9 protein-coding genes are annotated in these 11749 nt (G+C 46.4%); all 9 read left to right on the top strand.

All coding sequences use genetic code 11. The annotated features are described in order from the left end of the window. Nucleotides 1-92: 92 nt before the first annotated feature. Complete coding sequence (locus KKI13_03335) at nucleotides 93-257, top strand: helix-turn-helix domain-containing protein (protein MBU4488083.1); 165 nt, start codon at nucleotides 93-95, stop codon at nucleotides 255-257. 8 nt (nucleotides 258-265) lie between these two features. Further along, nucleotides 266-1057 carry a GHKL domain-containing protein gene (locus KKI13_03330; GenBank protein MBU4488082.1) on the top strand — a complete coding sequence of 264 codons (792 nt, stop codon included), beginning with the start codon at nucleotides 266-268 and terminating at the stop codon, nucleotides 1055-1057. A 1-nt stretch (nucleotide 1058) separates the two neighbouring features. After that, nucleotides 1059-1454, top strand: a complete 396-nt coding sequence (locus KKI13_03325; GenBank protein ID MBU4488081.1) for a response regulator — start codon at nucleotides 1059-1061, stop codon at nucleotides 1452-1454. Beyond that, entirely contained in the window at nucleotides 1454-2824 is a 1371-nt protein-coding gene (locus tag KKI13_03320) for an HD domain-containing protein (protein ID MBU4488080.1), read from the top strand. Before KKI13_03325 ends, KKI13_03320 begins: the two co-directional genes overlap by 1 nt. A gap of 80 nt (nucleotides 2825-2904) precedes the next feature. Continuing rightward, a complete protein-coding gene (fabG, locus tag KKI13_03315; GenBank protein ID MBU4488079.1) occupies nucleotides 2905-3645 on the top strand; it encodes a 3-oxoacyl-[acyl-carrier-protein] reductase in 741 nt (246 codons plus the stop codon). A 38-nt stretch (nucleotides 3646-3683) separates the two neighbouring features. Next, nucleotides 3684-3920 (top strand): acyl carrier protein, encoded by a 237-nt coding sequence (gene acpP / locus KKI13_03310; protein MBU4488078.1) that lies wholly within the window; start codon nucleotides 3684-3686, stop codon nucleotides 3918-3920. Between the two features lie 36 nt (nucleotides 3921-3956). Continuing rightward, nucleotides 3957-5210 (top strand): beta-ketoacyl-ACP synthase II, encoded by a 1254-nt coding sequence (fabF, locus tag KKI13_03305; GenBank protein ID MBU4488077.1) that lies wholly within the window; start codon nucleotides 3957-3959, stop codon nucleotides 5208-5210. A 169-nt stretch (nucleotides 5211-5379) separates the two neighbouring features. Further along, nucleotides 5380-10035: a PKD domain-containing protein gene (locus KKI13_03300; protein ID MBU4488076.1), complete on the top strand. Its 4656-nt coding sequence runs from the start codon at nucleotides 5380-5382 to the stop codon at nucleotides 10033-10035. Between the two features lie 133 nt (nucleotides 10036-10168). Continuing rightward, nucleotides 10169-11749, top strand: a 1581-nt coding sequence (gene tadA, locus KKI13_03295) for a Flp pilus assembly complex ATPase component TadA (GenBank protein MBU4488075.1), incomplete at its 3' end; no start/stop codon positions are given.

Raw genomic sequence — 11749 nt, 5'->3', positions numbered from 1 at the left:
TATTCTTTGTTATTGCCTGCATCTTTTTGTGCCTCCGTCATTTTTACATGCGTTGTCGTAACCCCTAATATTATAGACAATTATATCACTACCTGCGCGTTAAGAAAAGAAGCTATTGCAAAATCCGGGATAAACATGCTTCCCGCGGAGACCTGCCGGGGTTTAAGGTAGGGGCGACGTGGAGATTTAAGAAATCTTCTATAGACAAATGGATTGACGAACAGGAGAGAAACATAACTAAAAATAGCGCAAATTAGGTCATAAGATGCCGAATATAAAAAATGCCCTAAGGGAACTTATAAATAAGTTATACCCGCCTAGCAAATTTTCAAAAAGGCATGCTGACGTAGTGCAAAAAGAGAAGATGGCCTTTCTGGAAATGCTCGCCTCGGCAATTAATCATGAAATAGCCAATCCCCTTAGCATAGCAAGGGGCCAGTGCGAGGCATTTGTTTTAAGCTGGAAAGAGGGGCTGTATAAAGATAAATCCAAAGAAGAAATCATAGAAAAAAATATCCGCATAATGGAGAGGGTCATACAGGAGACCGACCGCATATCGGACATAACCAAGAGACTGACGGATTTTGTAAAATCCGGAAAGGTTACAAAGCCCCAGCCGGTTTATGTCATTGAAGAGATTGACGAAGTACTCACCTTCCTGAACGCAGAGATAAAGCTTTCCGACATTCAAATTATAAAAGATATACCGCTAGGTTTACCGCCCATAAGAGCCGACAAAAAACATATCCAACAGATATTCTTTAATGTAATAAAGAACGCAGCGCAGGCGCTCCAGGATACGCGCAGGATAGAGATAAGAGGATGGCGTGACGGCGCCCGACTGGTTTTTGAGATTAAAGATACGGGTTCGGGTATAAAAAAAGAGGACTTGGATAAGATATTTGCGCCTTTTTTTACCACAAAACCAAACGGAACAGGGCTGGGGCTTTTTATAGTCAAGCAACTGACGGAGATAAATAAAGGCGGCGTGGGCGTCAATAGTAAAGCCGGAACGGGCACTTCTTTCGTGTTGCGTTTTCCAGTAAGCGGAGAGTGACATGACCAGGATACTGCTTGTCGACGACGAGTGGGACGTTTGCGATTTTATGATGAGGTTTTTTGCGGAGAGGAATTTTGAAGTATTTACCGCTACAAACGGCAGCGATGCGATATTGATAGCCGAACGAGATAAACCGCACATCGCCCTTCTGGATATCAGGATGAAAGATATGAGCGGCATAGAGGTACTTAAAAAAATAAGGCGCATAAATAAAAACCTGAAGGTTGTGATGGTTACATGCGTTAGCGACCTTGAGGCCATGAAAGAGGCGAAATCACTCGGCGCGACGGCATACATAACGAAACCGCTTGTTTTAGCGAACCTCATGGAGGTTGTGATGTCGAACCTTGGCAGGCGCAGAAATTTCTTTAATTTCGGGAGACACATCAGTTGATGCACGCGACGAACCAGGATTATAATAACTGGAAGGAAATAGAGGATCTTTTTTTCAATAAGGTCCTTAAAAAAGACACGGATAAAATATCCCCTAAAACAACTGCTCCTATCCAGGATAGGGATGCCGAAAATCACGCCGGACTTCATCAAGAGTTAAAACTGGGCAAGGATTATCAGGAGGCGTTATTCAACGCCTCCAGGAGTATGATAAGGTTCAAAAAGCCCCAGCACCTTATAAGGATGATAAGTAAGATAATAAACGAAGAGATCAGCCTTGTACATCTGGCAGTGCTCCTTTACGATAACGACAGGCATTCTTATATTCTTGTAGACTCAAGGGGCGAAAAGGGCCTTAAGATGCCCGTCGGATGTATACGGCTTGACCCAAACAGCCCTATTATCGGTCTTTTTAGCGAAAGAAAGAACAAATTTATTTCTGATAGCGGAGCCGTCAACTTCAAAGAGCTCAAATGGATACTGGAGAGCGGCCAGCTTCTCACAAAAGACGCATCGTTCCATAATAAGCTGAGGCTGGTACTCAAGGAAATGGAATTATTGGATGCGGAGTTGTGCGTGCCATGCTTTTTCAAGAACGAACTCCTCGGCATATTGATTTTGGGTAAAAAGTCTTCCGGCAAGGACTTTTTACGCGAAGAAATGAATCTATTCGCCACTTTAGCGAATGACGCGGCGATGGCAATAGCAAACGCAAGGCTCATAGATAACTTGCGCAGGAAGGTAGATGAGATAGAGCATTTATACGAGAGAGAGCACGCCTTATTCATAAATACTGCCACTGCTTTGGCCAGGGCCATAGATGCCCGCGATGCTTATACGCACGGCCATGCGGAACGCGTGACAAAGTATTGTATGGCGATAACCGAAGAATTGGGCAGCGTGCCGGAGGTCCGCGCGAACGGTAGATTTAAAGAGATGCTGCGTATCGCTGCGCTTCTGCACGATATAGGAAAGATAGGCATACCCGATTCTATCCTTAATAAGAAAGGAAAATTGAGCATTCAGGAGAAGGATATAGTAGAAAAGCACCCCGAAGTGGGGGCGTCTATCATATCGCCCATACCCGAACTTAGTGAAATATCGCGTTTTGTAAGGCTTCACCAGGAATGGTATAATGGCAATGGCTATCCGGACGGATTAAAAAGAGACGAAATACCCATAATAGCAAGGATCATAAGTGTGGCAGATGCCTTTGACGCTATTACTTCAGATAGGCCCTATAGAAAGCGAAGAAGCAACGAAGCGGCTGTAAAGGAGATAAAAGAGCGCGCCGGCACACAGTTTGACCCCCACGTCGTAGAGGCATTCGTGAGGGCGTACAATAAGAAAAGGACCAATAACGCAGGGTAGCAGAAAAACTGTTTGACAAAGGGTTACCTTTGTGTTAGATTTTCTGGATAAACATAATAAAAAGCTAAAGGGGCATTAAAATGGTACTAAAGGGTAAAGTTGGGCTAATAACCGGCGGCGCGAGAGGGATCGGCAAAGAGATGGCGCTTCTTTTTGCTCGGGAAGGCGCCGATATCTGTATATGTGATATTAACGACGAATCTATTCAAACGGCAGTAAAAGAGATAGAGTCGCTCGGCGTAAAGGCCTTGGGGGTAAAAGTAGACGTAACAAATTATTCCGAGGTTCTTGAGATGGCCGGGAAAGTGCTTGACAAATTTTCAAAAATAGATATACTAATCAACAATGCGGGGATAACCCGCGATAATCTTTTGCTCAGAATGAAAGAAGAAGATTGGGATGCGGTATTGAACGTGAATCTCAAGGGGACGTTCAATTGCACGAAGGCCGTTTCCAAAATAATGATAAAACAAAGAAGCGGCAAAATCGTTAATATAGCATCCATAATAGGGATAATAGGCAACGCCGGCCAGGCAAATTACGCCGCTTCAAAGGGCGGCATAATAAGTTTTACCAAAAGTGTGGCGAAGGAGCTTGCTTCGCGCAATATAAATGTTAACGCTATAGCGCCCGGTTTCATAAATACGGATATGACCGCAAAGCTTTCCGAGGAGCTTAAGGATACCATGCTTAAGCTGATTCCTTTGGGCAGACTGGGCGAGGCCTTAGATGTAGCAAAGCTGGCGCTTTTTTTGGCCAGCGATAGTTCCGAGTATATAACCGGCGAAGTAATAAAAGTAGACGGCGGAATGGTAATGTAAATTCTCCCGCTAATGCGGGATCATTTAAGGAGGTAGAGATGGCAGTTAGCGAGAAGGTGAAGTCGATTATAGCTGAACAGTTAGGAGTGAAGAAAGAGGAAGTCACTGACGCGGCAAAATTTATAGATGATCTTGGAGCGGATTCTCTGGATACGGTAGAATTGGTAATGGCGCTTGAAGAGGAATTTGGCATAGAGATTCCCGATGAAGATGCCGAAAAGATGGCGACCGTAGGCGAAGCTATCAAATATATTGAACAAAAAGCCAGTAATTAAAGCGTCTATTGCGAATATAACTCCTTTCAACATATAATGAAACCAAGACGCGTCGTCATAACTGGTGTAGGCATCTTATCACCTGTCGGGAACACAAAGGCAGACTTCCGGGATGCCATATTTAACGGAAAAAGCGGAGCCGCAAAACTTACCTGCATTGATACTTCTTATTTTACATCTCACATAGGTGCAGAAGTAAAGAATTTTGATCCCGCCTCATACGGTATAAATCCTAAAGAACTTAGAAGGATGGATAGGTTTGTGCAGTTTGCTGTCTCGGCTTCTAAGATGGCTGTTGAAGATTCAGGGCTGGACCTTAACAAAGAAGACAGAAACAGGATAGGTGTGTATGTAGGCTCAGGTATAGGCGGGCTTCATACTATTGAAGAACAGGTAACGGCTTATGCGCAGCGCGGTCCCGAAAAGGGCGCTTCCAAGATGTCGCCGTTTTTAATCCCCATGCTTATAGTGAACATGGGCTCCGGTATGGTCTCGATTGCCTTAGGGCTGAAGGGCCCGAATTCCGCGGTAGCCACAGCCTGCGCTACTAGCAATAATGCCATAGGAGATGCATTCCGCTTGATTCAGAGGGGTGATGCCGATATGATGGTGGCGGGCGGAGCGGAGGGCGCTCTTACTGCTATGGGATTCGGCGGTTTCTGCGCGTTACGGGCTTTATCGACACGTAATGATGATCCGGAACACGCTTCGCGGCCTTTTGATAAGGAGAGAGACGGTTTTGTAATGGGAGAAGGATCAGGCGTAGTGGTATTGGAAGAGCTTGAACACGCAAGAAGCAGGAAGGCGAATATTTATGCGGAAATGATAGGATACGGCATGAGTGGGGATGCCTATCACATAACAGCACCGGATCCCGAAGGCGACGGTGCGGCAAGATGCATGAAAGCCGCTATAGATGATGCCGGGGTCAAACCGGAAGAAGTCGATTATATAAATGCCCACGGGACCTCGACGCAGTTAAATGATAAGATCGAAACATTAGCCATTAAGAAGGTCTTCGGAAAGCATGCTTATAGGCTTGCAGTAAGCTCTACAAAATCGATGACAGGGCACTTACTTGGCGCTGCCGGTGGAGCGGAATTGATAGCCACTGTGTTAGGAATGAAAGAGGGAATTATTTGCCCTACAATAAATTATGAGTTCCCGGATCCCGAATGTGACTTAGATTATGTTCCGAATAAGGCGCGCAAGAAGGACGTAAATATAGCCATATCCAATTCCCTCGGTTTTGGCGGGCATAATGCAACGCTAGTGGTACGGAAGTATTGATGTTAGGCGTGGAAAAAGTTTAATTTTCTCCCTTGTACAGCCACATATTATGTGGTATACTTATGTAGAGACTAGGGAGGAGTTTTTTTTCCCACTATTTTAGCTTATATCTAATGTATTTAATAAGTTAAATCGCAAAATCCCAAAAGATCGACAAGGGGAAGATACGATGAAGACTAACTACTATTTTAAGCTCGCTAAAATAAGCCTGATAGCATGCATCTCTCTTTTACTATTTACATCAAACACCTGCGCAAATATTTCCTCAAGGTTCCTTCTTCTCGATGATTTTTCAGATGCGTATAACGAAATGAATAGTGTAGGATTCTGGACAGGGGCCCAAGTGTCAAGCCATAAAGACGTCGTTGACGGCGATCCGGATTACCCTGCAAATCTTGCCACTGGTGAGCCCAAGCCGCCTTGCCACAAAATAGGCTATATGCTTCCTATTCAACCGCCCGATATGGAGACTTATGAATGGTGGACAACTTGTCAATGGTGGGCTACTGCCATTTGGGACGGACTTAATCCCAGCACAAAAAGGAACGGCAAGCAATATACACACCTCGTCTTTGATGTTGTAGGAGCTGCGGGGGGGGAAGACTTTATGGTAGGCCTGCAGGAAACAGGCCACAAGAGAGTCTATAACGTCGCCAGCAACTTTCTTATGGAGGGCGGAGCCATATCCAATACCGAGTGGAAGACCGTCATAATCCCGCTTAATAAATATACGGGAGCGACTACGGGTATAGGGGTTAATCTTAATACGATACAGGCCATTGATCTTGTCTTTTCGCTAGGTACGCCGACTAGTACCGGCACGATATATATTACCAATGTACGTCTTCAGGGTGTGATGATCGATAATTTTGAAGATGCACTGGGCGATGAGAACCTTCTGCGCCACTATGACGCAGATCCGAATGAACACGGAACAGGGTTCGGGGGAGGTACCAACGGCGCGGGGATAACCACATCCATTGACGCAATCGACCCTGATAATCCGGCCAACAGATGTCATGTCATAACATGGGATGAGTCGCTGTGCGACATAGACGGTGACGATAACATACCAGGAAACGGCGATGACAATATAGCGTACTTGTACAGCCATACCTTTTTTGCGCCATGGGATAATCGCGAACCTACTGATACGGCGTTGTATGACACGCTGAAGTTCAGAGTTCGGGGCGCAGCGGGCGGTGAGACTTTTCAGATCGCATTTAAAGAGGATATCTACGGTTCTGATACAAATATTGCCACAGTTCCCGTAACAGATTATATTACGGTGTCTACAACATGGCAGCTTGTTTCGATACCGCTGGCAGATTTTACTGGCGTTAGTGACAAAAACAACATAACCGCCTTGCTTTTTTACTTCGGATCAGACGCCATATCAGGGACGCCTACGATCTATATTGACGACATATACTTCGATTACAGCAGTTGGAATCTCCCGCCTGTGATTGATAATTTCGGGCCGCTTACATTCTATGTTGACCGGAAAAATTCCTTCTATCTGCCCGCAAGAGATCCTGAGGGCGATATCCTGTTTTATGAGAAGGTAGTTGCCCCGTACTGGCTTACACTGAACCCGGTGACCGGCCTAGTAACAGGAAAGCCCGACGCGTCACAGCAATATTCTCATGGCGGGATAAAGTTCAAGGTTAAGGATTCGAAGGGTGGAAATTATACCATGGATCCAGGCCTGACGATTGACGTTCTTCCTTATTCCGATTTCGAGAAGCCGCAAAGCACCGGTCGTGTGCGGGTCGATAGCGACAACAAAAAACTCATTGTGGATGGGAGAGAATTCAAGATAAAAGGTGTAGGCTATAACCCTGTCCCGGTCGGAATTGACCCTGTTGTGGACACCTGGGATGGGCCGACAATAACCATGCTCCAGCGAGATATGCCCAATCTTGCCGATCTGCGCGTGAACACCATAAGGACATGGAATGATGTCAACGCCGACCTATTCGATTACGCCGGTTACTACGGTAAGATGGTCTGTGCTGCATACTGGGTAGATTCGCAACAGGATTTTCGCACCTATACTACCGCAGGTGCAGCAAACAGGACCGCGATACTGAATGGGTTCAGGCAGTTTGTGATGGATTTTAGGGATGAGGAACAGCTCCTTATGTGGGTGCTTGGTAATGAAATCGACTATTCAAACAGGGAGAATCTCGACGAACTTTACGGAGATGGAAACTTCGTAATCGGCACTAGATGGACGATTAGTAACGGCACTTACGTTACCATAGGAGGCGCGGCGGGCGAAGAGGCCCTTAATATCCAGCCAGGGGCCATGGCTACGGATACGGTGACGCACAATTCCGTGGCCGCCATAGCCGGAAAGTCGTTTGTTATATCTTATCAGGTAAAACAGCTCTGTAACGACGGTAACGTGGACGTTACTTTTACTTTCGGCGGCAGCAGTTTCCCAATAGACCAATCCTATGGGCAGCATGAGCATACTGTATCAGCTGCCGATCCGAGCGGTTTCCAGATAGGCGTGAGCATAAACGCAATCGGATCCGATACGCTGAAGATAGATGACATCGTAATAAGAGAGGCCAATGCCGTGACAAACCTGATAGCGTGGTACGATCTCGCGAACGAAATGGCCAAGCTGGCCTATAAGCTGGAAGGAGCAACTTACCATCCTGTTGCCGTCTCCAGTGCCGGTATTGTCACTACAGGCTCTTCGTATTATAAGAGCGATGACGCATCGATGAATTATATAGACATTTGGGGCATAAATGCCTATACGGGAAGGACATTCACCTATCCGTATTACATATGTAAATCGTATCTCTACACAAATTTCTTCGATGAGTATGTCTCGTTGAGCGATAAGCCGCTATGGATAGCTGAATACGGCATAGACTCGATTGTTACGACCGGCTTTGACGCAAGCGGGTTTCCCTCAGTGGCGCACCTTGACATGATACAACACTCCGACTGGTCGAAATCCTTGACGGATGATATACTGGCATCGAATGCCTGCATTGGTGGTACGCTCATGTCATACTCGGACGAGTGGTGGAAGGATGATAAGAGTCCGGGACACAATAAAACATCGCAGGATTTAGGGGGCTATGACAGCAGCAATATAACAAATGATGTCCACCCCGATGATTACTCGAATGAGGAGCACTGGGGCCTCTTTTGGATCGCGGATAACGGGACTGACCCGGACATCCTGACGAAGAAGGCTCAGGTGGTGGACACCGTCACATACTGCACTTTTGATATACTGCGTGACAATTGCTTCAACAATCAGCCGGTGATCACAGAATTGGGAACGCTGACCTTTTATGTGGGCGAGACGCAAAGGTTCTATGTGATAGCCGGCGACCCTGACGGAGATCCGCTTAAGCCGATAACTGCCGATATATCATCGTGCTCAGGCGCGACGTTTTTGCCGGATGCTTCAGGCCTGTACGGAGTTTTTGAATGGACACCGAGCGTAGCAGGCGGCCCGTATGATCTATATTTTACGGTTATAGAAGATGATAATTACAGAACGGGGATCAAAACGAAGACTGTCAATATTAAGATCAATGTGCTCGCTTCCGGTGTTGATAATGAGTGGCCCGTAGTAAGGGCTGATATATGGCCGGCCGGCGGCATGGTTGAGGCCATCACCGTCACAGAAGGGACTACACTGAGGTTCGACGGCTCACTTTCGTATGATATAGGTACGACAGGCGGGGGGATAGCATGGTACACATGGGACCTTGATTACGACGGCATCACTTTTGTCGACAGCCCAGGTACAGCGGGTAAACCGGTGGTAGAAAGCACGTTTAGTACACCGGGTACATATGTTGTTGCCCTGAAGGTCGCGGACAATGCCGGCCATGATAATATTGATACGCTGACAGTAACCGTGCTCGCAGATGTGGATAGGGTGCACGTATTCGACAGCACCGGATCTATCCAAAACGCCGTATATGCCGTGGCAGGCGGAGCCGGCGACGAGGTCTATGTATGGAGCGATACCTACACTGAAGACATTGTCCTTGATGTCAACCAGTCGGGTATACCTATCATAGGAGATGATGTGTCTGGCTGTGTCCTGAAAGGAAACGTCGTGTTTAAAGAGGCGGCAGGCGCGTCTATCGAAAGATTCACCATAGAATATCCAAGCGGAGACTATGTGAACCTGGTCAATGCCGTCTACCCATCTCCGGGGATAAATGTTCTGGCCGACGCCGGCGTGACCATGATCAACTGCAGTGCGGAGGTAAAAAACTGCTCGATCCATCCGGATCCAGATGCGAATCCTCCGCTACCGGATAAATACGGCAAGGGCGTGCAGGTTTTTAATCTGTATAATACGGGGAACATAACGCCTAATGTCGAGAACAACCTTATCCGTGGTGCGGATACAGGGATATTGCTATTCTCGCAGGCCTTCGGAGGCGCGATTTGGGGAACCTCCGAGGATCCGGACGGCGATAATGGGATACACCGCAACACGATTGATAACGTCAACTATGGCATCGTCGAACGAATGCATAAGGAGAACCCCGAAATTTACAACAATATCATAACTAACGCGCAGGACGGCGTACATCTGACCTATCACGACAGCACCCCCGGCTTAACGGACGCTAGGGTTAATAATATAAAGAATAACGACTTCTTTACCACCGGTTCTATGCATAATATATGGTGTGACGAGCTTGGTATAACACTAGACCCCATAGCGGGAAATGTGTTTGTCGACCCCGCGTACAACGGCTATTTTGAACCAACTGCATGGGAGTGCACTCAGCCGGGGAATGAAATGGGGTGGCGCGTTCCGGAATAAAAAATAGGGGCTAGAAAATAGAGACAGATTTATAATGCGGCTATGGAGGCAGTATGGGTAGCCGCATTATTTTTTTGCTTTTATGCTTATTTTATGATACACTTGGCCTATGTAATAACTATATGGGCTAATTATGGTATTTAAAAAAGAACTCTTATTGGGCCAGTTGCTCGTAAACAAGAAGATAATAACTGTTGGGCAGCTGGATGAAGCCATAAAGGAGCAGAAAAAAACTGGCGGCTTCCTGGGAAATATCCTTCTTAAGAAGGGTTACGTTGATGAGAATAAGCTTTTCCCGGTCATTGCCGAGCAGCTGGATGTTGAGTATGTCAAGCTAAAGAGCATCGAGATAGAGCCGGAGGTCATTGAAAAAGTCCCGGCGAAATTTGCCAGCCATTATAAGTTGATCCCCACAGATTTCAGAGATAATATCCTTACCATAGCCGTTACGAACCCCCTTGATATTCACACCATAGACGATGTAAAACTCCTTTTGGGCTGCGATACCAATATGGTTTTGGCAAGCGAAGGAGATATAATCGATGCCATAAGAAAATATTACGGTGTAGGTGCCGATACCCTCGAAAAGATGATGGCCGGCGAGGGGGCAAGAGAGGAGTTTTCCGTAAACGCGCCAAAGACCGAGGATATAGAGGATATGGCGCAGGATGCCTCAATAATAAAATTCGTCAACCAGCTTTTTCTGCAGGCATATAAGGACAGGGCCACCGATATTCATATAGAGCCGTACGAAAATGAAATGAAGGTAAGGTTCAGAATAGACGGCGTGCTTTATGACACTGCCATACCGTCTGACATAAAGCATTTTCAATCCGCGATAATATCCAGGATAAAGATCATGTCCAACCTGAATATCGCGGAACGCCGCTTGCCGCAGGACGGCCGCATAAGAATAAAAGTTACCAACTACGAGCTGGACCTTAGAGTCTCTATTTTGCCTACTCCTTACGGAGAAAGCGTGGATATCAGGCTTCTCGGTACCAACTTAAAATTCAGCTTGGAAGACCTGGGACTTTTGCCGAAAGATCTTAAGATAATGGAGGCGATGATAAAAAAACCGCACGGTATTATTTTTGTAACGGGCCCGACAGGAAGCGGAAAGACGACCACCCTCTATGCCTGCCTTAACAGGATTAATTCCGAAGAAAAGAAAATCATAACGATAGAAGATCCGATAGAATACCAGATAAAAAATGTGACTCAGATCCAGGTCCACCCCCGCATAGGGTTGACTTTTGCGCAAGGTTTGCGCAGTATGCTGCGGCATGACCCCGACATAATGATGGTCGGCGAGGTCAGGGACTTCGAGACGGCAGAGATAACAATAAGAGTAGCCCTTACGGGCCATCTTGTCTTCTCTACTTTGCACACAAATGATGCCGCCGGCGGCATAACGCGATTGGTGGATATGGGTATTGAGCCGTTTCTTGCCGCATCGAGCGTGGAATGCTTCATAGCCCAACGTCTGGTTCGAATTATATGTCCTGCGTGCAAAAAGGAGATGAAACCGTCTATAGAGGTACTTAAAGAACTCGGAGTAGCAGATATAAAGGACATAGCGAAAGTCAAATTTTACGAAGGCGGAGGCTGTGATGAATGTAAATATACCGGATATAAAGACAGAACCGCTATATACGAAATTCTCGTCATAGATAATGATATACGCGACCTCGTCATGGCCAGAAAATCGGCC

This window comes from Candidatus Omnitrophota bacterium (assembly GCA_018894435.1).
GTDB lineage: Bacteria > Omnitrophota > Gorgyraeia > JAHIPI01 > JAHIPI01 > JAHIPI01.
Note: the sequence above shows the minus strand (reverse complement) of the source record. Positions and strands in the feature narration are given on the sequence as shown.

Bases quoted from the DNA above. Each gene is read 5' to 3' on its own strand.
- KKI13_03330 (MBU4488082.1), top strand. From the start codon at position 266: ATGCCGAATATAAAAAATGCCCTAAGGGAACTTATAAATAAGTTATAC.
- KKI13_03325 (MBU4488081.1), top strand. From the start codon at position 1,059: ATGACCAGGATACTGCTTGTCGACGACGAGTGGGACGTTTGCGATTTT.
- KKI13_03320 (MBU4488080.1), top strand. From the start codon at position 1,454: ATGCACGCGACGAACCAGGATTATAATAACTGGAAGGAAATAGAGGAT.
- fabG (MBU4488079.1), top strand. From the start codon at position 2,905: ATGGTACTAAAGGGTAAAGTTGGGCTAATAACCGGCGGCGCGAGAGGG.
- acpP (MBU4488078.1), top strand. From the start codon at position 3,684: ATGGCAGTTAGCGAGAAGGTGAAGTCGATTATAGCTGAACAGTTAGGA.
- fabF (MBU4488077.1), top strand. From the start codon at position 3,957: ATGAAACCAAGACGCGTCGTCATAACTGGTGTAGGCATCTTATCACCT.
- KKI13_03300 (MBU4488076.1), top strand. From the start codon at position 5,380: ATGAAGACTAACTACTATTTTAAGCTCGCTAAAATAAGCCTGATAGCA.